The sequence below is a fragment of the Algirhabdus cladophorae genome (genome assembly GCF_044772865.1).
Classification (GTDB): Bacteria; Pseudomonadota; Alphaproteobacteria; order Rhodobacterales; family Rhodobacteraceae; genus Algirhabdus; species Algirhabdus cladophorae.
This window is the reverse complement of sequence record NZ_CP173029.1, coordinates 846988-867417: the sequence shown is the minus strand read 5'-3', so window position 1 is coordinate 867417 and position 20430 is coordinate 846988. Positions and strand designations below refer to the sequence as shown.

At 56.9% G+C, this 20430-nt stretch carries 21 protein-coding genes; 9 read left to right on the top strand and 12 right to left on the bottom strand.

Translation table 11 applies throughout. The features are described from left to right. Positions 1-2: 2 nt before the first annotated feature. On the bottom strand, positions 3-1238 hold the full coding sequence (locus ACIRQ6_RS04220) for an ROK family protein (RefSeq protein ID WP_420862892.1): 1236 nt from the start codon (positions 1236-1238) through the stop codon (positions 3-5). Between the two features lie 189 nt (positions 1239-1427). Here ACIRQ6_RS04220 and ACIRQ6_RS04215 point away from each other — a divergent pair, with 189 nt between their 5' ends. The 3 genes from ACIRQ6_RS04215 (at position 1428) to ACIRQ6_RS04205 (ending at position 4672) form a co-directional block, all read left to right on the top strand. Next, entirely contained in the window at positions 1428-2462 is a 1035-nt protein-coding gene (locus ACIRQ6_RS04215) for a substrate-binding domain-containing protein (RefSeq protein ID WP_420862891.1), read from the top strand. 94 nt (positions 2463-2556) lie between these two features. Then, a complete protein-coding gene (locus tag ACIRQ6_RS04210; RefSeq protein ID WP_420862890.1) occupies positions 2557-3873 on the top strand; it encodes a sugar ABC transporter permease in 1317 nt (438 codons plus the stop codon). Between the two features lie 10 nt (positions 3874-3883). Beyond that, positions 3884-4672 carry an ATP-binding cassette domain-containing protein gene (locus ACIRQ6_RS04205; RefSeq protein ID WP_420862889.1) on the top strand — a complete coding sequence of 263 codons (789 nt, stop codon included), beginning with the start codon at positions 3884-3886 and terminating at the stop codon, positions 4670-4672. 80 nt (positions 4673-4752) lie between these two features. Here ACIRQ6_RS04205 and ACIRQ6_RS04200 read toward each other — a convergent pair whose 3' ends face one another. The 4 genes from ACIRQ6_RS04200 to ACIRQ6_RS04185 are packed head-to-tail and all read right to left on the bottom strand — an operon-like array spanning position 4753 to position 8789. Beyond that, entirely contained in the window at positions 4753-5382 is a 630-nt protein-coding gene (locus ACIRQ6_RS04200; protein ID WP_420862887.1) for an NAD(P)-dependent oxidoreductase, read from the bottom strand. 12 nt (positions 5383-5394) lie between these two features. Continuing rightward, complete coding sequence (sucD, locus tag ACIRQ6_RS04195) at positions 5395-6276, bottom strand: succinate--CoA ligase subunit alpha (protein ID WP_420862886.1); 882 nt, start codon at positions 6274-6276, stop codon at positions 5395-5397. Then, positions 6273-7499: a malate--CoA ligase subunit beta gene (locus tag ACIRQ6_RS04190; RefSeq protein WP_420862885.1), complete on the bottom strand. Its 1227-nt coding sequence runs from the start codon at positions 7497-7499 to the stop codon at positions 6273-6275. Before ACIRQ6_RS04190 ends, sucD begins: the two co-directional genes overlap by 4 nt. Positions 7500-7541: 42 nt before the next feature. Next, positions 7542-8789 carry an aminotransferase gene (locus ACIRQ6_RS04185; protein ID WP_420862884.1) on the bottom strand — a complete coding sequence of 416 codons (1248 nt, stop codon included), beginning with the start codon at positions 8787-8789 and terminating at the stop codon, positions 7542-7544. Between the two features lie 214 nt (positions 8790-9003). Here ACIRQ6_RS04185 and ACIRQ6_RS04180 point away from each other — a divergent pair, with 214 nt between their 5' ends. The 3 genes from ACIRQ6_RS04180 to ACIRQ6_RS04170 all read left to right on the top strand — a co-directional run bounded on the left by ACIRQ6_RS04180 (position 9004) and on the right by ACIRQ6_RS04170 (position 10980). Next, complete coding sequence (locus ACIRQ6_RS04180; RefSeq protein ID WP_420862883.1) at positions 9004-9648, top strand: response regulator transcription factor; 645 nt, start codon at positions 9004-9006, stop codon at positions 9646-9648. 113 nt (positions 9649-9761) lie between these two features. Next, entirely contained in the window at positions 9762-10739 is a 978-nt protein-coding gene (locus ACIRQ6_RS04175) for an HpcH/HpaI aldolase/citrate lyase family protein (RefSeq protein ID WP_420862882.1), read from the top strand. A gap of 46 nt (positions 10740-10785) precedes the next feature. Then, on the top strand, positions 10786-10980 hold the full coding sequence (locus ACIRQ6_RS04170; RefSeq protein WP_420862881.1) for a tautomerase family protein: 195 nt from the start codon (positions 10786-10788) through the stop codon (positions 10978-10980). Here ACIRQ6_RS04170 and ACIRQ6_RS04165 read toward each other — a convergent pair. Genes ACIRQ6_RS04165 through ACIRQ6_RS04140 form a run of 6 tightly spaced genes read right to left on the bottom strand, consistent with a single transcriptional unit; the run spans position 10977 to position 17921 of the window. After that, on the bottom strand, positions 10977-12335 hold the full coding sequence (locus ACIRQ6_RS04165) for an FAD-dependent oxidoreductase (protein WP_420862880.1): 1359 nt from the start codon (positions 12333-12335) through the stop codon (positions 10977-10979). The genes ACIRQ6_RS04170 and ACIRQ6_RS04165 overlap by 4 nt on opposite strands. Further along, on the bottom strand, positions 12335-14017 hold the full coding sequence (locus tag ACIRQ6_RS04160; protein WP_420862879.1) for a thiamine pyrophosphate-binding protein: 1683 nt from the start codon (positions 14015-14017) through the stop codon (positions 12335-12337). The genes ACIRQ6_RS04165 and ACIRQ6_RS04160 overlap by 1 nt, the downstream gene beginning before the upstream one ends. Next, complete coding sequence (locus ACIRQ6_RS04155; RefSeq protein WP_420862878.1) at positions 14014-14820, bottom strand: alpha/beta fold hydrolase; 807 nt, start codon at positions 14818-14820, stop codon at positions 14014-14016. Before ACIRQ6_RS04155 ends, ACIRQ6_RS04160 begins: the two co-directional genes overlap by 4 nt. Next, positions 14795-15391, bottom strand: coding sequence for an amino acid synthesis family protein (locus tag ACIRQ6_RS04150; RefSeq protein WP_420862877.1), 597 nt, complete (start codon positions 15389-15391; stop codon positions 14795-14797). Before ACIRQ6_RS04150 ends, ACIRQ6_RS04155 begins: the two co-directional genes overlap by 26 nt. After that, the gene (locus ACIRQ6_RS04145; RefSeq protein WP_420862876.1) at positions 15381-16436 is read right to left on the bottom strand and encodes an LLM class flavin-dependent oxidoreductase; all 1056 of its coding nucleotides are present in this window, start codon (positions 16434-16436) and stop codon (positions 15381-15383) included. The genes ACIRQ6_RS04150 and ACIRQ6_RS04145 overlap by 11 nt, the downstream gene beginning before the upstream one ends. Before the next feature lie 9 nt (positions 16437-16445). Beyond that, the gene (locus tag ACIRQ6_RS04140; RefSeq protein ID WP_420862875.1) at positions 16446-17921 is read right to left on the bottom strand and encodes an aldehyde dehydrogenase; all 1476 of its coding nucleotides are present in this window, start codon (positions 17919-17921) and stop codon (positions 16446-16448) included. A gap of 97 nt (positions 17922-18018) precedes the next feature. On the opposite strand from ACIRQ6_RS04140, the gene ACIRQ6_RS04135 reads away from it, so the two are divergent. After that, complete coding sequence (locus tag ACIRQ6_RS04135; protein ID WP_420862874.1) at positions 18019-18852, top strand: LysR family transcriptional regulator; 834 nt, start codon at positions 18019-18021, stop codon at positions 18850-18852. Between the two features lie 95 nt (positions 18853-18947). Then, complete coding sequence (locus ACIRQ6_RS04130) at positions 18948-19259, top strand: hypothetical protein (RefSeq protein ID WP_420862873.1); 312 nt, start codon at positions 18948-18950, stop codon at positions 19257-19259. On the opposite strand, the gene ACIRQ6_RS04125 is transcribed toward ACIRQ6_RS04130, so the two are convergent. After that, entirely contained in the window at positions 19247-19801 is a 555-nt protein-coding gene (locus ACIRQ6_RS04125; protein WP_420862872.1) for a low molecular weight protein-tyrosine-phosphatase, read from the bottom strand. The two genes, ACIRQ6_RS04130 and ACIRQ6_RS04125, sit on opposite strands and share 13 nt — an antisense overlap. Here ACIRQ6_RS04125 and ACIRQ6_RS04120 point away from each other — a divergent pair. Beyond that, positions 19709-20395, top strand: a complete 687-nt coding sequence (locus tag ACIRQ6_RS04120; protein ID WP_420862871.1) for an NAD-dependent deacylase — start codon at positions 19709-19711, stop codon at positions 20393-20395. The genes ACIRQ6_RS04125 and ACIRQ6_RS04120 overlap by 93 nt on opposite strands. The last annotated feature ends 35 nt before the right edge of the window (positions 20396-20430 follow it).

The following is a 20430-nucleotide window of genomic DNA, read 5'->3' as shown; positions in this document are numbered from 1 at the left end:
CTCTAGTCTCCCGTCGCGGCATCGGCGCGGCGCACAGCCACCCGTTCCGTATCATAGCGCCGAAACACAACCTCGGCCGCACTTTCAAAAACCAAAGCGCGCTCGTCGCTTAATAGGTCCAATTGCGGTCGCTGACCCAGCCGCACTTGCAGACTTTGATCCAACATGGCCTCAACGTCGGCCTGCAACAAATCGTAAAACGCTACACCGGGTCCACTTATGTGCACAGGCATTGGCCCCATCAGACTAAACAACCGTGCAAGGCTCAGGCCCAGAGCCTGTCCCGCCTGCCGGAATGCGAAAATATGACGACGATCACCCGCGCGAGCCGCAACAGCGATTTTGTTCATTTCATCCAAAGGAATAAATTTGGCCGGGATGACATGGGCCGGCGCATCGAAAGCCGCGCGTAAGATTCCATAGAAGCCTGCATAAGTCTCGAGGCAGCCCTGCGCCCCACAACGACATAACGGTCCATCGAACTGATGCGGCAAATGACCAAAGGCGGGCGCCTCCATTTCGATCTCGCCACCGTCGCGCAGCGTGGCCACGCCCAAACCAATACTGTCGCCCAATGAAAGCACTGCGTGTCGTGCGCCCTGAACCATATCGTCTGAACGGTGAATGACTTGATGCGCGCTTAGACAGGTTTCATTCAGCAAGATCACACTGGCGGGCCAATCCGTGCGAAACAACCGGGCAAAATCCAAAGGCTCATCGGCAAAAACAGGGGACCACAGCAAGCGCGCTGTGTCTGGATCGACCAAGCCCTTGGAGGTGATCATAATCGACTTGATATCCGCAGGCAGCAGCTTTGATCTAGCAATAAAATCCACCAGTTGTTGCCGCAATCCTAATCCAAAAGTCTTGGCCGAGGTTTGCTGCGGGTCACGGTGGAAACTGCGCCGATCCATCAAGACACGGCGATAATCCATCAAGGAAAATTCGACCATTCCGGACGAAATGCGAATAAATGCAAAATATCCAAAGGTAGACCGCAACCCCAACAAAACGCGGGGCCGCCCGCGCCCACTGGCGGCAGGTTGCTGGACCTTTTCAATGACGCCTTCGGCCAAAAATTCAGACGTGATTACTGTGATCGTGCTGGAGGCAAGGCCGCAATGTTCGGCGATCTGCGTATGGCTGGCGGGCCCCAATGCGCGCAACGAGGCCAGCACCAACGCACGATTGCGATGCCGCAGACCTTCGGTCGTATGGATGCCTGAAAGAAAGGCCATGAATCAGATATTTCCCTCTAACTGGCCTGACTATCGGGCCAATAAATCCAAGGCGCAAGTATTTTTCTCGATACTCGAATTGACTTGCTCACGCTGCCGTGTTTATTTTTCTCGACTGTTGGTGAAAATATGATTCTCCAACGGCAACAACCGGTTGGGCTGGGAGGCCCGACACTTTGGGAGGATACCATGAAGAATCTAATGAAAGCGGCTTTGGTCGCATCCGTAGCCGTGACTGCGCTGACAAGTGCTGCTTTGGCTGATGGTAAAAAAATCGGCGTATCTTGGGCCAGCTTCCAAGAAGAACGCTGGAAAACAGACGAAGCCGCAATCGTGGCCGCCATTGAAGCCGAAGGCAACGAATACGTGTCGTCTGACGCGGAATCGTCCTCTGCCAAGCAGTTGACAGACATCGAAGCACTCATCGCCCAAGGCGTTGACGTTTTGATCATCAACGCATGGGACAAAGACGCCATCGGCCCGGCAATCGAAGCAGCCGCCAACGAAGGCATCCCAGTGATCGGCTATGACCGCCTGATCGAAGACGCCCGAACATTCTACCTGACATTCGACAACGTAGGCGTGGGCCGCATCATCGCCAAATCCGTTTTGGAAGTTCAGCCAATGGGCAACTATGCCTTGATCAAAGGCGATCCTGGCGATCCCAACGCTGGTTTCTTGAAGCAAGGCATGATGGAAGTCATCGGCGACGCAGTTGATTCCGGCAAAATCAAAATTGTTGGCGAAGCGTTTTCCGACAGCTGGAAGCCAGAAAATGCCCAAAAGAACATGGAGCAAATCCTGACAGCCAACGACAACAATGTTGACGCTGTATTGTCCCAAAACGACGGCATGGCCGGTGGTGTTGTGGCAGCTCTGTCTGGTCAGGGCCTTGTGATCCCAGTGGGTGGTCAGGACGGCGACTTGGCCGCGATCAACCGCGTGGCTCGTGGCATCCAAACCGTTTCCGTTTGGAAAAACGCAGCTAACCTTGGTAAAGCCGCAGGCGAGATCGCTTCTGCTTTGGCCGAAGGTACAGCCATGGACGCAATCGATGGTGCCGGCACCTTTGATGGTGGCGAAAAAGGCATCGAGCTGAACGCGATCCTACTGGATCCAACACCGCTGACAAAAGACAACCTCAGCGTTGCCATCGATGCAGGCCACATCTCCAAAGAGCAAGCCTGTGAAGGCGCAATGGACGGTGTAGACGGCTGTAGCTAAACCGCCGCCTACATAGCTAAACCCTGCGCCGGTCTCTCCCAGATCCGGCGCAGGGAACCACCTAGAAATTCTCATACACGAATAGGGGAACGCCGTGAGCGATCCAGCGAAACCACAAGGAGCGGCGAAGGTTGAAAACCCGTCTGCCCTCTCTCGATTTTTGACCGCGACCGAGTTGGACATCCGCCTGATCGGTATGATCGGTGCCTTACTCCTTATCTGGTTCGGCTTTCATTTTTACGGCGAAATATTCCTTGATCAGGGCCGGTTTCTGACACCGCGCAACCTGTGGAACCTGTCGGTGCAAACCGCCTCGATTGGCGTGATGGCCACGGGTATGGTGTTGGTGATCATCACCCGCAACATTGACCTTTCTGTAGGCTCGATGATCGGGGTGATCGGTATGGCTATGGGTCTGCTACAGGCTGAAATCCTACCGCAGTACTTGGGCCTTGGCCATTGGGCGATCCCAATTCTGGCTGTGATCACGGGCCTTGCCTTGGGGGCCGCCATCGGCGCATTGCACGGCTGGCTTATTGCCTACCGCGAGATCCCATCGTTCATCGTCACTTTGGGCGGTTTGATGGTTTGGCGCGGCATGGCCTTCCAAGCCGCCAACGGGCGTACCATCTCGCCACTGGACGAAAAGTTTAAACTGCTGGGCGGTGGGCCTTATGGATCCATCGGCGCCTCTGCCAGTTGGATCTTTGGGGCCGTGGCCTGCGTGGGCGTTCTGGCGCTGCTATATAATAACCGCAAAAACAGCCGCCGCTTTGGGTTTTCCCTGCGCCCCATGTGGGCCGAAGGGTTCTTGGCCACTGTTGGTTGCGCGATGATCCTTGGCGCTGTGTTACTGGTCAACGCCTACCCCCTCCCTAAGGGCATCCTCAAACAAATGGGACGCGAAAGCGGCGAAGACCTGACAGATCAGTTCATCAGCCATGGCTTTGCGATCCCTGTTTTGATCCTCGTGGCCGTCGGGGTCGCCATGACCTTCTTGATGACCCGCACACGGTTTGGCCGCTATGTCTATGCCATCGGCGGCAACCCCGAGGCCGCGGCCCTTGCAGGCATCAATACCCGCTGGATGACGCTGAAAATCTTTGCCCTGATGGGTCTGCTCACTGGCATCGCCTCGGTCATCGCCTCGGCGCGCTTGAACTCGGCCACCAACGCCCTTGGCACTTTGGACGAACTTTATGTCATCGCCGCAGCTGTCATCGGGGGCACCTCTTTGGCCGGCGGGATGGGCACCATTTATGGCGCAATCCTCGGCGCCTTGGTTATGCAAAGCCTGCTGTCTGGTATGGTGCTGATCGGGTTTGATTCCTCTATCCAACGAATGGTTGTCGGATCGGTCCTTGTGATCGCCGTATGGATCGACACCGTTTACCGCAAACGTGCGAAATAAGGAGATCACTATGTTAGACGAACGCAAAGATACTCCACTTGTCGAAATCAAAGACTTGTCCATCGCATTCGGTGGGATCAAGGCGGTCGATCAGGCCTCGGTTGACCTATATCCCGGCGAAGTGGTCGCCATTTTGGGCCACAACGGCGCAGGCAAATCGACCCTGATCAAGATCCTGTCCGGCGCCTATAAACGCGACAGCGGCCAGATTTTTGTCAACGGGGAAGAGGCCGATATTGCCAATCCCCGCGATGCCAAGAAATACGGGATCGAGACGATTTATCAGACGTTGGCCGTAGCCGATAACGTGGATGCAGCCGCCAACCTCTATTTGGGGCGCGAGATCCTGACCAGCTTTGGCACGCTTGATGATGCAGCTATGGAATCCGAGGCGCGGCGAGTGATGGGGCGTCTGAACCCCAACTTCCAACGCTTTAAAGAACCGGTCAGCAAGCTGTCGGGCGGACAACGGCAATCTGTGGCCATCGCCCGCGCGATCCTTTTTAATGCGCGCATCTTGATTATGGATGAACCGACAGCCGCCCTTGGTCCACAAGAAACCGAACAGGTGGGCCATCTGATCCACCAGCTTAAAAAGGACGGCATTGGGATCTTTTTGATCAGCCACGATATTCACGATGTGTTTGATCTGGCTGACCGCGTGGCCGTGATGAAGAACGGCCAAATGGTGGGCTCTGCCCGCACACAGGATGTGACCAAAGACGAAGTTCTGGGGATGATCATCTTGGGCAAATGCCCAGCAGGGGCCACCCCAGGCCCCGGTGCGATGAAGGAATAGGATCCGGTAAACAATCCGGCATCAAAGCATGAGACGGGCGGGCCTGATGGCCCGCCCTTTTTGCTTTCAACACCGAAAAGCTACCGCGCCTGCGCTGCCGGAAAGATATGCACCGTGCTGGCCGCAGGCCCATTGTCCAGGCTCACCAGTTGATCGCAGTCACGCAAAGCGGCACAAACAGGCTCAACCCGGTCACTGAGATCCAGACCAGCCCCACCGATTGTTTCAAACCACAGGGCTTGGGTCAGCGCCAATTCATTCACCAATTCGCAATGGGATGTGTTGATCAAACACGCATCTTCGCGCATCAAATTCATCCGCTCGGCGGTCATAACTGCGGGCTGACCCGCTACATGCGGACCGTGTAGCGAGATAAAATCACTGGCCCGCAAGACCACGTCCAATTCGGACACAATCCGCACGGCTTCAGGAAAATCTCTGGGAACAGCGGCATCATGAGGCACGTAGATATGCACTCTCATGCCAAAGCCAACACTGGCCCGTATCGCCAAATTGCGCGCAGTCTCATCCCACCCCACAAGGCCAAGCACACTGTCCGCCAAGTCATGCGTGCCTTGCGCTAACATCAAAATCAAGGTCATGGCACGATCCGCGCGTCCCGATGTGGGGACTTCGTCAAAGACCTGCGGCACCAAAGGGGCGACAGGGGCCACCGCTTGCTGGCTCGAAATTACCGTAAAAACAGACATCTAATCGCCTCCTTATGCCATTACACGGGCAATGGTTTCGCCAATCACCGCAGGGTTTTCCGCAACCGTCACGCCAGCGGCTGTGAGGATCTCGACCTTTTCCGAAGCACTTTCGCCAAAGGCCGAAATGATTGCGCCTGCGTGACCCATGGTCCGGCCTTTGGGCGCCGTAAGACCCGCCACATAGGCCACTACAGGCTTGCTGATATTGTCGCGAATATACTCCGCCGCCTCTGCCTCTTGCGGGCCACCAATCTCACCGATCATAGCGATCACATGGGTGTCTTCGTCTTGCTCAAACCGCTGCAGAATATCGCGAAAGCTGGATCCGTTGATGGGATCGCCGCCGATACCCACAGATGTCGACACGCCAATGCCGCGCTCTTTTAGTTGGGCCGCGGCCTCATACCCTAACGTGCCAGAACGGCCAACAATGCCAACATGACCAGGCAAATAGATATGCCCCGGCATTATCCCCAACATCGCTTTGCCCGGGCTGATAGTGCCTGCGCAATTCGGCCCTGTCAGAACCATGCGTTTGTCCTTGGGGTAGCGGTACATGTAGCGCTTGACGCGGATCATATCCTGCGCCGGGATCCCGTCAGTGATACAAACACAATAGTGGATGCCTGCGTCCGCCGCCTCCATGATGCTGTCTGCGGCAAAGGGGGGGGGGACAAATACCAAACTGGCCACAGCACCGGTTTCCGCAACCGCCTCTTTGACCGTGTCAAACACGGGCACGCCTTCGACCTGCGCACCGCCCTTGCCGGGCACGACGCCGCCCACAACATTGGTGCCATATGCCAGCATATCCTTGGTATGAAACCGTGCCATTTTGCCGGTAATGCCTTGAACAATGACCTTAGTGTCGCGCTCCAGAAGAATGCTCATGATGCGGCCTCCAAACTTTTGGACGCGCCCGGGTCACGCACAACAACCCCTTGCGACAGGTCGTTTCTCCACGCCCCCACAGCCCGCTCGGCAGCCTCCATAAGGGTGGTGGCGCGGATGATCGGCAGACCACTTTGGGCCAAGATCTTTTGACCTTCTTCGACATTTGTTCCCGCAAGCCGCACGATCACAGGCACGTCGACTTGGGTCTCACGCAGAGCCTGAACCACACCTTCCGCCACCCAATCACAGCGATTGATGCCCGCAAAGATATTGACCAAAATCGCCTCCACATTGCCATCAGAGATGACCAAACGAAACGCCTTGGCCACGCGATCTGGCGTGGCACCACCGCCAATGTCGAGAAAATTCGCAGGCTCTCCACCGGCCAGTTTAATGGTGTCCATCGTGGCCATCGCAAGACCTGCCCCGTTGACGATGCAGCCGATGTTGCCCTCTAGCCCAACATAGCTAAGCCCACGGTCCGCCGCACGGCTTTCGCGCGGATCCTCTTGGGATTTATCCCGCAATTCAGCAACATGAGGATGCCGGAACAAAGCATTGGCATCAAACGTCATTTTTGCATCCAACGCAATGACACGATTGTCACCCGACACCACCAGTGGGTTGATCTCGACCATGGTTGCATCCAGTTCCGTAAAGGCCCGGTAGCACCCTTGCAACGTGCGCACAAACTGCTGAACCAGTGACGCATCAAGGCCCAGTTTGAACGCCAATTCGCGGCCCTGAAATTCCTGCAACCCCACCGCAGGCTCTACTGTGGCACGCACAATACTGTCCGGACGATCCGCACTGATGTCTTCGATTTCCATCCCACCCTCGGCAGAGGCTACGATCATCACCCGTTGGCTGGAACGATCCAGAACAAAGCCCAAATAAAACTCGTGATCGATCTGCAAGGCTTCTTCGACATAGACACGGTAAATGCCTTTGCCCTCTGGTCCTGTTTGGTGCGTGACCAGCTTTTGACCGAACATCCCTTCCGTAGCATCCTGAATTTCCGTATCGGAGGCGCAGATCTTGACGCCCCCGGCCTTACCGCGTCCACCGGCATGCACTTGCGCCTTAACAACCCAGCGTTCGCCGCCCAGTTCGCGAGCACGATAGGCGGCTTGTTCGGGGCTGTAGGCCAAGGCACCGCGTGGCACCGTGACCCCAAAGTTCGATAGCACTTCTTTGGCTTGATATTCATGGATGTCCATTGCGTCTCTCCTCCCAAAGATACCGCTGCGGTCGCGCGGGGCTTACTGGGCTGCCATAGCCGCTAGGTAATGCTCGTTCAGGGCACCCTCCACGGCGTCCATATCAACCTGCCCACCCAGATCCGTAATGGCTGTGGCAAAACGGGTGGCAATGTCGGATATCGTGGACTGGTTGAGCAGGTTCAGGATACCGATGCGCACCTGAACGGGTTCTGACAACGTGGGCCAGATGCCAAAGTTCTGCGCACGACAATGCTGAACCAGTTCCATCTCGCGCCCAGCCAAAGCTGGCGGCAAATTCAAAACAATCAGCGAGGTCATGTTGGACGTCACATCGCAGCCCATGGCCGTGACCGCTGCACGCAAAGCTGCCTCGTGGAACGCATAATCCTTGGCCCGTTGTGCGATGCTTTCTTGTAAAGTGATCCGCAGCGCTTCGTGGAAGGCCGCAACCGCATAGGCGCTGTGGGTCCGGTGATAGGTGCCTTTTTCAACATCTTGGCCGTCGATGATGCCCCAATGACGGGCCTCAAGGATTGGATGATGCACAAAAGTGCGCGTGCCCGTGGCCTTTAGTGTTTCAATGAACTGATCCGTGAAGGACACTGGTGCATAGGTCAGCGGCAAACAGCAGATGCCCTTTTGAGGGCAAGAGGCCCAGCCATGCACACCGGGATAATCGTCAATTGCGAAATCCTCGACACCTAGGGATGACACCGCATCGACCAACCCCATTGCGCCATGTTTCACACAGGCGTCCGAGAACCCCCGGATGTCATTGATCCGGCCGGATCCGGTTTCCCAATGGGCCATTGCCGCCCATTTTGGTTTGTGTTCGGCCAAAGCCGCCTCGACGATCTCGCCAGTGACGGATTGACCGTGCGGGACGTTGATGATCGTAACGCTGGCGGCCTGCGGATCCAGCGAATTTGCCTCCAATTCCTCGGCAGTGGCCGCCTTCATCCGGACGGTCAGGCCGTCGATACCTGAGAAGGTGCCGTTGACGAACATCACCACTTTGTCGCCGGGCATCACACCTGCAAACATGACGTCCAGCCCGCTCCAACCTGTGCCAGCCACGCCATAAGTGTACGTATTTTGGGTGCCCATCACATCGCGCAGCATCTTCTTGCATTCGACCATGCCACGCAGAACATCCGGGTGCATGTGGTCCGCAAGGCCCGCGCCAGCGAACCGCGCCAAAACGCGCGCATCGGTGTTGCCCGGCCCCGGTCCAGCGGCGATAGTGTGGGGAATATCGAGTTGGGGAAATGGAACGATCGCGTTCATAGTCGTGTGGCCCTCCCAAGCGCAAATAGGTCAAAATGGGTAACTTGGCCTCAAAATGCACAGCATGGACAAAGGCGGCAACATCCCTTACTCCTGCTTTTGGGTAGCTAAAGGTATGGGAAAAACCCCACCCAAAAGTCTAAAAATACCACTGTATACCGTCATAAGACCCACCCATACGGGTAGTAAATTGCGAAAAAGAGCCTGATAACAAATGGTTAATCAAAATGAACGTCCCGTGGATATCATGCTCGCCGACAGCAATCCCCTGGTTTTGTCCGCAATGGCCGAGCTTTTTGAGCGAGATCCGCGATTCTCGTTGGTGGCCACGGCCGCCACGGCCGAAGGGTTCCTTGGCACTGTAATGCGCGTACCCTGCCAAGTGGGCGTTATCGATTGGTCCCTCCCCGCGCTTGGGGGCGCGAAATTGATCGAAGTGCTGCGCGATCAAGAAAACGCGCCGCGCCTCGTGGTCTACGGCGACGACGGTGGCGATGTGCCCCGCTTGGCCATGACCGCAGGCGCTGCGGCCTTCGCACCCCGATCCGCGCCAGTTGAAACCTTGCTCGAGACCTGCCGCGATGTAGCAGCGGGCAAAATGGTCTTTCCGTTTCTCGACGTGCGCGAATTGCAACAGGATCCCATTTCGCAACTCAGCCGCAAGGAACGCATGATCCTTGAGGCGCTGTCCAAGGGCCTGACCAATCGCGAGTTGGCCGCCGAATTGGGTATCTCGATCAACACAGTGAAATTCCACCTTTCGAACCTTTTCGATAAGCTAGACGTCAAAAACCGAGCAGCCGCGATCGCGTTTTTCTATGCATCGCGCATGGCGCAAGGCCCTACCTCGGACCTGTAATAAAATTACGCAATTGCGCACGCGCATATAATTTTATTTCTTGACAGCTCACCGACTTCCAGCGTTTGAATGGCCGCCATCTGACCATCATCTGCGCGAAGGAGCAGTCCAAAATGTCGTTTCACCCCATCGAACAGGCCCCCGGTCGCCTGAACCGTTCCGAGTTAGCCGTCCCAGGATCACAGCCGGAAATGTTTGAAAAGGCAGCAAAATCTGACGTCGATGTGATCTTTTTGGACCTCGAGGATGCCGTCGCCCCCGATGAAAAAGAACAGGCGCGCAAGAACATCATCAAGGCCCTAAACGAGATCGACTGGGGCACCAAATCCATGTCGATCCGCATCAACGGACTCGACACACATTACATGTATCGCGACGTCGTCGACATTGTCGAACAGGCTGGCGAACGCCTCGATCTGATCATGATCCCCAAGGTTGGCACCGCCGCTGATGTCTATGCAGTCGACATGATGGTCACTCAAATTGAGGACGCAAAAGGTTACAAAAAGCGCATCGGCTTTGAACATATTATCGAAACCGCTTTGGGTATGCAGAACATCACGGAAATCGCTGGCGCCTCCAAACGTAACGAAAGCCTGCATTTCGGTGTGGCCGATTATGCGGCTTCGACGCGCGCACGGACGACTGTCATTGGCGGCGTGAACGAAAACTATGCAGTCCTGACCGATCCGGCCGAAGATGGCAGTCGCGAAACCCATTGGGGCGACATGTGGCACTACGCTTTGGCCCGCATGGTTGTGGCCGCCCGCGCCAACGGATTGCGCCCCATCGACGGCCCCTTTGGCGACTTCAAAGACCCAGATGGCTACCGTGCCGCTGCCTACCGCGCAGCTGTTTTGGGCTGCGAAGGCAAATGGGCCATCCACCCCAGCCAAATCGCCCTCGCCAACGAAGTCATGAGCCCCTCTGAAGCAGAAATTACCAAGGCCCGGCGCATTCTAGAGGCCATGGCCGACGCAGAAGCCGCGGGCAAAGGCGCCGTTTCCCTCGACGGACGCTTGATCGACTACGCATCCATCCGGCAGGCCGAAGTTCTGGTGGAAAAAGCCAAGCAGATTGCGGGCGCATAACCCCCGTGGCAGAGTGGCGGGACGTTAACCAAAGAAAGTCCCGCCCATGCCAATCATCCGCGTTGATCTCTTCGAAGGCCGCTCAGTGGACCAAAAGAAAGCCATCGTCAAAGAACTGTCCGAGGGGCTGGCCCGCACCGCAGGATGCTCGGTTCAGGCTGTAGAGGTCTTGATCACAGATCATTCGAAGGACGACTGGGGCTTTGGCGGCGTCACGGCCCGCGACAAATTTCCAGACTAATGCAACCGCACCCCTTGGCGGGTCAATTCGGCTTGCACAGCGCCTAAATCAATCTGGTCCAACGGCAGGTTGAATTTCAAAGACAAGGCCGCTGCCACACCTGCCCCCTGCCCTTGAACCGCGCAGCAGGCCATGTTGCGCGTGGCCGCGTGGCTGACCGCGTCGCCACCTGTAGACCGTCCCGCAACCAGCAAGTGACCCACGCCTTTTGGCAGCATCGACCGATAGGGAATATGCATGTAGCGCCCGGTCGTTGGCAGGATCAAAATTCCATAACCATCTATAAACTCTGGATAAATCCCGATGCTATCGTCAAACCGTGCCTCATGGCGCACGTCTGTCTCAGTCATGTTATAGACCGCGTCGATCTTGCGAGTGTCGCGAATACCAATCGACATGCCAAAATTGCGCAACCGGATCCCCGAACCACCGGGCATGTAGCGCCGCAAAGCCTCAATCGCCAGCATTGCCTGTTTGCGCCCCTCAATCTCGAACTGGGTCAGGCTATCGGGATCCGTCCCATCGCAGCCCGCCAGATGGATCAGGTTCATATAGGTCATCTCGCCACTGTCGTGTACAGCGCCCCAAGTGCCTGAAATCGTGTTCAAATGCGGCGGGATCACCCCGTCTTGAATCGCTTTCTCAAATGGCTTTTTGATAAAGGGCGAGAACATATCGTCCTCTTTCCCGTCCGTCTCGACCGTCCATTCGCCGGTGGACCAGTCCTTGTAGGTCAGCGGGTTGGCCTTCACATCCTCCATGAATTTCGCTTTATCAACGCCTGCCACATGGAACATGACGCTGGCTGCTTGCATCTCTTCCACTGGGGTTTTGTGGCCAGGCGCGCCCGCCCGCGTAGCCACATCCGCGTCGCCTGTCGCATCGATCACCCGCTTGGCAAGGATCGCTTCCCGACCTGCTTTGGATTCCACGATGATGCCCGTGATGATGTCGCCCTCCATCACCGGCGCCACGAATTGACGGTGCAACATCGGATGAATGCCTGCCTCCTCGACCAAGCGGTCGGCCACCAATTTGAAACCTTCGCTGTCCAATTCATAGCTCAGGGATTGGCTTTCAGGCGTGGCGGCCCCCATGGCTTTGGCGCGCTCTTCGAACTCCATTCCAATGCCACCCGCCTCGACGGTTTGTTCGTGGCGATACCATGCGAACCCTTCGACACCGACAACCGTGATATTGCCGCCAAAACAGCCAAAGCGTTCCACAAGCGTCACTTCTACACCGGCCCGCGCTGCGGCCAAAGCCGCCGCCAATCCCGCAGGGCCCGATCCCACAACCAAAACATCCGTTTGATGTATGACGTCGATCTGACGCGCGGGTTCGGTGATTTGCATTAGCCGCCTCGGTGTTTGAAACTGTCCCGCCGGAAAGAATAAAGCGCATTGGGATCCACCGCCACATCAATCACCGCAGGCCTGCCGCACTCCAACGCCGCTTGCAGCGCATCACCCACTTCCCCCAGTTTTTCGGCGCGGAATCCCTTGGCACCGTACAGCTCTGCTAGCTTGTCAAAGGGCGGGCTACTCACATCGGCCCCAATGTAGCGACCGTTGAAAAAGTCACGTTGATAGGCTTTTTCAGCGCCCCAACAGCCATTGTTCATCACAATAGTGATAGTCGGGATGTCATGATCCACCGCCGTAGACAGCTCAGAGACCGTCATACCAAAGCCGCCATCGCCCATCAAACTGATCACAGGCCGATCCGGTTGCGCCAGCTTGATGCCCAACCCAGCGGCAAATGAAAAGCCCACCAAACCAAAATCCAACGGCGTGAACAGACTGCGCGGCTGATGGTAGTTCAGCGCATCGGTGGCCTGCAAACACAGCGTGCCTGCATCCATCGTGATCGCGGCGTCCTGCGGGATCGCATCGCGCAAGGCTTTGAACAAACCAGAGGGTTGCGTCGGATGGGTGAGGATCGCATCGGCATCCCGCGCGGCTAAAAACGCGGCACGTTCCGTCTGGAAGGCCTTGGTCCACGCCTCCGCCTTCGCCCGGTCCGCAAGGCCCTGAACCGCCGTGGTCAATTGCTGGGCCACTGTCGGCGCATCGCCCCAAATGCCAATCTCGATGGGGAAGAAACGACCAATGGCTGTCGGTTCCAGTTCTACATGGATGATCTTCGCGGCGCGGTTGATGTTGTCATAAGTATAGAAGGTCGCGTTGAAGCCCAGCCGCGTGCCCAGTGCCAGGATCACGTCAGCCTCCTTGACCAAACGACTGGCCACTACATTGCCACGCGGCCCCATTTGCCCTGCATAGAGCGGGTGACCAAACGGGATTGCGTCCCCATGGCCGGGCGAGGCGACAATCGGACAATTCAGCGCCTCGGCCAGATCAGTTGCCGCCTTGTGGCCCACGGTGTTCTTGATGCCACCACCTGCGATGATCACGATGCGCGGGCTGCCCACAAGCAATGCTGCGGCCTGCGCGATTTGATCGGGATGCCCCGCAGGAACAGAGGTATTGCGACTGCCCACCTCCATCGCGTCGAACTCGGCCTGAGCGGCCAAAACATCGCGCGGCAAGTTCAATTGCACTGGCCCCATGCGGGGCGATAGGGCCGTGCGAAAGGCTTCGGACACCAGTTCGGGCACGCGATCGGTGCTGGGGGCGGTCCAGGTTTTCTTGGTCACAGGCGTGAACACCGATTGCTGGTCCACCTCCTGAAACGCATCGCGGTAGACGTGGCCTGACGACAATGCACCCGCGATGGACACAACCGGCGAATAGGCCGCTTTGGCCTGAGAAAGACCCGTCACCAAATTGGTGGCCCCCGGTCCGTTTTGCCCCGCCAGAATGACCCCCGCCTGCCCCGACGCACGCGCATATCCGTCCGCCATATGGGTCCCCGTGCGTTCGTCATGGACCCCTATAAAGTCGATGGTGTCCGCGTCATAAAGCGCGTCAAACATCTCCATCGTGGCCGATCCGATTAGACCAAAGACATGTTTCACATCCTGCGCCTTAAGGGCTTCGACGGCGGCTTGCCCACCGGACATTTGTTGTTTCATTGGGTCTGGCTTTCTAGAAATTCGCGGATAGGGACAGCAAAAGCTTGGGGATCTTCCATCAAGCCAAGATGCTGTAAATGTGGAATAATTTTCGTCTGCGCCTCGGGGATTTGTGCGGCAATGGCATGCGACATGGCGGGTGTGCTGCCTGTATCGTTCTCGCAGGTCATCACAAGGCTTGGTGCCGTGATTTGCGCCGTAGGGTTGGTCAATTCAACCACCCCATTAGCCAGCACCCAGGCAGCACCCGCATAGCTTTCGGGGTGCACATGTCCGCGCCAAGCGATCACTTTGTCAGGGCCATCGCCCACCACCAGATATTCGGGCGTGAACCAGCGTTGCAGGGCGCTGTCCATCGTGGCCATGGCCCCTTGGTCCAGCACGGTTTTGGCGCGTGCTTCGACCTGCGCCTGCAACGCAGGCCCCCGATCATGGGGCGAATTCAAAATGCACAGCGAGGCGACACGGTCTGGAAAGTCCAAGGCAAAGCGACGGTTGATCATCCCACCTATGGAAAAGCCAACGATATGGGCCTTGGTCACGCCCACCTCCTCCATCAAACCCGCGATCTGGCGGGCATAAAGTGATAGGCTCACCTCCTCAGGCGCAGGGCCACTCTCCCCATGCCCATAAAGGTCATAGTTGAGCACCCGAAAGCCTGCAAACTCGGGCAACACAGGCTGCCAGATCTGCCGACACAGGCCCAGCCCGTGGATCAAGACGATCAAAGGGGCCCCTTCAGGCCCCATCAGATCATATGCTGTTCCATCCTTGGCTTTAGACACCGGCGGGATTGTCCACATCGCGGCCCATAGCCTTGAGATCCGCATAGCGATCCCCGATCCGGTGGTGTGGATGGCCGCCAACCGAAGCCCCCAGAGCCATGATAATTTCGTCCTCTGCAGGGGCATCAGGCACGGTCAAATGTATCGTCTGATAATGCGAGCGCCGCCCGCCATCGTCCTTGTCCATCAGCGGGATCATCAGCGAACAACCCGCAGCCCCACGCGTATTGGTGAACGCCAGATAGGTTTTGGCCTTGACTGCATCGCGGAACTGGTTGCCGAACCAAAGGGTATGGGTCAGCGCCTGCGCATGTTCGATCTCGCCGCCCATGCCGACGACGCTGGCCTTGCCGTAGCCTTCCAACGCATCCCCTGTCACATCAAGGATCATGTCGGTCAACAACTTGCCTAATTCCGGCCCCTGCTCCACCACTTCGGGCTGCAAATCTTCAACGAAGCCACGCCCGAACCAAGGGTTCTTGATGATCGCCAAAGCGGCCACCAATTTGGTCGGCGTAGGCACCGCACGGCCCCCTTCGATATGGGTCGTCTGGATGTGCATCAGGGTGCGGCGAATTTCAGCTGGCAAGGGACATTTCCTTTTCAAAAGCAGGCATGACGTGATCGATGAACAGTTGGAGCGAGCGTTTTTGCACCTCCATATCCAAGCCCATCGAGGCGTAGTAGATGAAGGCGTCGACGCCAAGGGTCTCATAGGCGCGAAGTTTTTCGATGACGGTCTCAGGCGAGCCAAACATTAGGTTTTCTTCCAGCATAGTCGGATCGACCCGCACGTTGCCCTCTAGTTCCTCAAGGGGCACATTTTCCGGGAAACCGTTTACCACGTCGCCCTTTTTCATCATCAGATTACCAAACTTGCCCAGCACATTGCGGATCGATCCCATAGTGGCAGCGCGATCCTCTTCATTGGCATAGACCGCCGTGTGGCGCATGCAAGCAAAGGTACCGTTCCAATTTCCACCAGCCTTTTCAATGGCTTCACTCAACAAGGCTTTGTATTTCTCGGCCTCAGCCATGGGCATCGTCAAGGGCCAACACATCACATTGCAGTCATTGGCCACAGCGTAGTCAAAGGTCGCAGGGCTGCGCGCGGCAACCCACATGGGAACGTCCGCTTGCACTGGTTTGGGGCAGGATGTGGCCTTGGGGAACTGCCAGTTTTCGCCCTGATGTTCCACATCGCCCTTCCACAATTCCCGCACCAACGGCAACATTTCCTGCATGTATTTATGACTGTCTTTCTGATCCAATCCGGGGCGCATGCGGTCAAACTCGCGCTGATAGGCACCAGATCCCAGGCCCAACTCCAAACGCCCCCCAGACAGCAGGTCCACCATTGCCGCCTCACCGGCCAAATTGATCGGATGCCAGTAGGATGCATTGGCCACGCCACAGCCCACACGAATGTCCGTCGTATGATCGGCCCACCATGTCATCAGCTGAAACGGGTTCGGCGCGATGGTCATTTCCAACGCATGATGTTCGGCTGCCCATGCCACCTCAAAACCCGCTTTGTCGGCCATTTTGACCATCTCCAACGTGTGATCCCGCATGGCGAGCATATCCGTCGTGTCGTCCATCCGCTCAAGGTTAATGGCTATGTGAAATTTCATTGTGTCCTCCTATCGCGGTTGAAATGGGCTGGCCAAAGGATCGTCGGACATGTTCATCCAAACGGTCTTAGGCCGGGTGTAATCATAGATCGCCTGAAAGCCGCTTTCGCGCCCATGGCCTGATGTCTTCATGCCCCCAAATTCGGCAATGGGACTGATGGCCCGGTAGGTATTGACCCAAACAATGCCTGCCTTGATGCGCCGCGCCATTCGCAACGACCGGGCGCTGTCGCGGGTGAAAATCCCTGCTGCCAGCCCGTGCTTGGTGTCATTGGCCAGCGCGAGGGCCTCTTCCTCCGTTTTAAATCGCTGGACGGCCAGCACAGGGCCAAAAAGTTCGGTATCCACGATGGTCATATCTTGGCGCGGACACTCGATGATTGTCGGCTCAAAAAACAGCCCATCGCCCGTAACGGCATTACCGCCCGATAAGACCGTTCCGCCCTCGTCCACAGCCAAGGCCACTTGCGCCTGAATGTGGTCCATCTGTCCTTGGGTACACAGCGGCCCCATCTCGGTCTCATCCGCCTGAGGGTCGCCAATGACGATGCCTTTGGCGATTTTTACCATCTTTTCAAGGAATTCATCAGCGATATCTTCGTGCAAATACAGCCGGGATCCGGCCACACAGGACTGCCCCGTAGCTGCAAAGATCCCTGCGACCGAGCCGTTCACGGCACTTTCGATATTGGCGTCCTCAAACACGATGAACGGGGATTTTCCGCCCAGTTCGAGGCTGACTTCGGCAAAGTTATGGGCCGAGTTTCGGATCACATGGGCCGCAGAGGCAGGCCCACCGGTAAAGGCGACGCGGGCCACCAAGGGATGGCTGGTTAAGGCGCGACCACACGGCTCGCCCAGCCCTGTGACGATGTTGATGACCCCGTCGGGAATGCCGGCCTTGGCAATCAATTTTCCGAATTCTAACAAAGGTGCGCTGGCATGTTCCGAGGCCTTCATCACCATCGTGTTGCCCGCCGCGAGGGCCGGTCCGATCTTGACCGCACTGAGGAACATCTGCGAATTCCACGGCACCACAGCGGCCACCACGCCCAAGGGTTCGCGATCCGTAAAGACAAACATATCGGGTTTGTCGATGGGCAGCGTGTCGCCATTGATTTTGTCAGCCGCCCCGCCAAAAAACCGCAAAAACTCTGCAATATAAGTGGCTTGCCACTTGGTTTCTTTGAACATTTTGCCTGTATCCCGGGTCTCGACACGGCCCAGTTCTTCGGAATGTTCTGCCAGCAGATCCCCCAAACGCGTGATGCATTTGCCGCGTTCAGTTGGGGTCATCTGTCCCCAAGGGCCGTCCAACGCGGCATCAGCGGCGCGCACAGCGGCGTCTACATCTGCCTCGGTCGCGTTGGGCACGCAGGACCAGATGTCGCCTGTGCTGGGGTCGAAACTGTCCAACAAACCACCATCGCTGGCCGCGACCCATGCGCCGTTGATCAGCATTTTGTATTCTGTGATTTCCGTCATGGCCGTCCCCGTTTTTTCCAAAGCCTAGGGGAAAAAATCAATGCTGGATAACGAATAATATAGCATATATAATTCGAGAAAACCGAATTGCGGTGCCATGAACCTTTCCGAGATCCAAACTTTCCTCGCAATCATTGAAACTGGCAGCCTTGTGCGGGCCTCGGAACGGCTGAATGTGACCCAATCGACCGTCACCGCGCGGCTCAAATCCCTTGAGGCTGAATTGGGTCAAACCTTGATCATCCGCAACAAATCTGGTGCGGCGACAACCGCCTCGGGGCAGCGATTAAAACGCTATGCAGAAACCATGTTGGACCTGTGGCAACAAGCACGGCGCGACACAGGTCTGCCCGACGGGGTCAGCGGCGTCTTTAACATCGGCTGTCACCCGGATCTGTGGCAGGGCATGGGCAAAGCGATCTTTTCCAGCCTGCACAAAGCCCATCCGGAATTGGCCCTGTCGATCTGGCATGGCACCGGCGCAGAACTACAGCGCTGGCAGGCTGACGGGCGCATCGACATGGCCATCGGCTATCGCGGTGCCACATCAGAAGGGCAGGTTTTGTTCGATCTGGGCGCTGACACCCGCGTGTGTGTCTCAACCGAGGCCGATAGCCCGATCCGGTTTAATCCAGGCTATGTCTATGTGGAGGCTGGCGAGGATTTCGGCCGCTGGCATGCCGCCACTTACGCCGACGCGGGCACCGCCAAACTAAGTTTTGGCACCGCCGCCCTCGGTCTGGCCCATGTGTTACAATCCGGTGGCTCGGCCTATTTGCCCCACCGCATGGTCGCGCGACACTTGCAGCGGGGCCGGTTGTTCCATCTGTCAGATGCGCCACCCTATCTGCGCAAGGCCTTTGCAGTGGTCAATCAGGCAGCGCTCGGCGACATCGACATCAGTTTGCATCTCCCACCCGCAGAATCGTGAATTGAAATTTTGCTCAAAATGGGCCACACCAGTGCCAATTAGGCAGAATGGCAAAGATCCCAAAAGGGACGGCCAAACAAACAAGGAATTGAGCAATGCGAACTTTCGTCCTTTGTGCGGCATTGGCGTTGACCAGCGCGCCCGTGTTCACAACACCCGCCGAGGCAGGCGTCATCACCCGTGCGTGCATGCAATCAGACCGCAAAGCCGCAAATCGGCGGTTGTGTAGCTGCATCCAATATGCGGCCAACAAGACCCTGACCAAGGCCGACCAACGTGTGGCCTCGAAGTTTTTCAAAGACCCGCACAAAGCACAGGAAATTCGGCAATCAGACCGGTCTAGTCACGAGCGGTTCTGGCTGAAGTACAAGCAATTTGGAAAAACGGCAGAGGCTTACTGCAGCTGATCCAACAAGGCTTTGGAGGCTTGTTCGATCAGGTCCAAAGCCCCTTCAAAATCGCGCGTATAATACGGATCCGGCACTTCGGTTTGATTTGCAAAACGCGCGAAATTTTCGACGGGGGTCGCATTACCTTTGGGACGCAAATGTTCGATATCTGAAAGGTTTTGCGCGTCCATTCCCAAAATTAGATCAAAATCATCGAAATCTCTCGCTGTGAACGGTCGCGCACGGAGGTGATCCATTGCGATCCCGCGCGCCAAAGCGGCGTCCTGCATCGGCCCGTAGGGTGGTTTGCCGTGATGCCAATCAGCAGTTCCTGCACTGTCCACTTCAAACGCACCATCGCTGATCTGCGTAAAGACCGCTTCGGCCGTGGGCGAGCGACAGATATTGCCAAGGCAGACGAATAAGATACGCTTTGTTATACGGACATCCCAACATAAGGCAGTGGCATGAGCAAGATTGTAATTCTGACAGGCGCAGGCATTTCTGCGGAAAGCGGTCTTGGCACATTCCGGGCCGAGGACGGCTTGTGGGCCGAACACCGCGTAGAGGACGTGGCCACGCCCGAGGGCTTTGCCCGCAATCCTGAACTGGTCATGACATTTTACAATGACCGCCGCGCCCAGAGCTATGAGGCCAGTCCGAACGCTGCCCATGTGGCCTTGGCCGCGCTACAGCAGGCCGATGGGTTTGACGTGGTGATCGTGACACAAAACGTGGACGATTTACATGAACGTGGCGGCGCGGACGCGATCCACATGCACGGCGGTCTTACCACGGCGCTCTGTCATCACTGCGGTCATCGTTGGCCCGCACCCTTGGTGATGGATCTGGCCGATACTTGTCCGTCCTGTGGGCAGACCAGCACGCGGCCCGATATCGTGTGGTTTGGCGAGATGCCTTATCAGATGGACCGGATCGAACGGCATCTGTCGGAGTGTGATTTGTTTGTCTCCATTGGCACCTCGGGCAATGTTTATCCCGCTGCTGGGTTTGTCCAGATGGCCAAAATGAGTGGTGCCGAGGCACTGGAGTTGAACCTGGAACCGTCGCAAGGGGCCAGCTATTTCGACAAGGCGATCAATGGTCCAGCCAGCCAAATTGTGCCTGAATGGGTGCGTTCACTGATAGGGTAGACGCCTCCGGCGAGGAGGTATTTCAGGACTAAAGA

What these genes read in the sequence shown, in the direction of transcription:
- ACIRQ6_RS04165 (WP_420862880.1), bottom strand. Translation starts at nt 12,335, where the DNA reads ATGCAAATCACCGAACCCGCGCGTCAGATCGACGTCATACATCAAACG.
- ACIRQ6_RS04145 (WP_420862876.1), bottom strand. Translation starts at nt 16,436, where the DNA reads ATGAAATTTCACATAGCCATTAACCTTGAGCGGATGGACGACACGACG.
- ACIRQ6_RS04205 (WP_420862889.1), top strand. Translation starts at nt 3,884, where the DNA reads ATGTTAGACGAACGCAAAGATACTCCACTTGTCGAAATCAAAGACTTG.
- ACIRQ6_RS04160 (WP_420862879.1), bottom strand. Translation starts at nt 14,017, where the DNA reads ATGAAACAACAAATGTCCGGTGGGCAAGCCGCCGTCGAAGCCCTTAAG.
- ACIRQ6_RS04155 (WP_420862878.1), bottom strand. Translation starts at nt 14,820, where the DNA reads ATGTGGACAATCCCGCCGGTGTCTAAAGCCAAGGATGGAACAGCATAT.
- ACIRQ6_RS04140 (WP_420862875.1), bottom strand. Translation starts at nt 17,921, where the DNA reads ATGACGGAAATCACAGAATACAAAATGCTGATCAACGGCGCATGGGTC.
- ACIRQ6_RS04170 (WP_420862881.1), top strand. Translation starts at nt 10,786, where the DNA reads ATGCCAATCATCCGCGTTGATCTCTTCGAAGGCCGCTCAGTGGACCAA.
- ACIRQ6_RS04180 (WP_420862883.1), top strand. Translation starts at nt 9,004, where the DNA reads ATGGTTAATCAAAATGAACGTCCCGTGGATATCATGCTCGCCGACAGC.
- ACIRQ6_RS04120 (WP_420862871.1), top strand. Translation starts at nt 19,709, where the DNA reads ATGAGCAAGATTGTAATTCTGACAGGCGCAGGCATTTCTGCGGAAAGC.
- ACIRQ6_RS04185 (WP_420862884.1), bottom strand. Translation starts at nt 8,789, where the DNA reads ATGAACGCGATCGTTCCATTTCCCCAACTCGATATTCCCCACACTATC.
- ACIRQ6_RS04215 (WP_420862891.1), top strand. Translation starts at nt 1,428, where the DNA reads ATGAAGAATCTAATGAAAGCGGCTTTGGTCGCATCCGTAGCCGTGACT.
- sucD (WP_420862886.1), bottom strand. Translation starts at nt 6,276, where the DNA reads ATGAGCATTCTTCTGGAGCGCGACACTAAGGTCATTGTTCAAGGCATT.
- ACIRQ6_RS04200 (WP_420862887.1), bottom strand. Translation starts at nt 5,382, where the DNA reads ATGTCTGTTTTTACGGTAATTTCGAGCCAGCAAGCGGTGGCCCCTGTC.
- ACIRQ6_RS04130 (WP_420862873.1), top strand. Translation starts at nt 18,948, where the DNA reads ATGCGAACTTTCGTCCTTTGTGCGGCATTGGCGTTGACCAGCGCGCCC.
- ACIRQ6_RS04220 (WP_420862892.1), bottom strand. Translation starts at nt 1,238, where the DNA reads ATGGCCTTTCTTTCAGGCATCCATACGACCGAAGGTCTGCGGCATCGC.
- ACIRQ6_RS04190 (WP_420862885.1), bottom strand. Translation starts at nt 7,499, where the DNA reads ATGGACATCCATGAATATCAAGCCAAAGAAGTGCTATCGAACTTTGGG.
- ACIRQ6_RS04175 (WP_420862882.1), top strand. Translation starts at nt 9,762, where the DNA reads ATGTCGTTTCACCCCATCGAACAGGCCCCCGGTCGCCTGAACCGTTCC.
- ACIRQ6_RS04135 (WP_420862874.1), top strand. Translation starts at nt 18,019, where the DNA reads ATGAACCTTTCCGAGATCCAAACTTTCCTCGCAATCATTGAAACTGGC.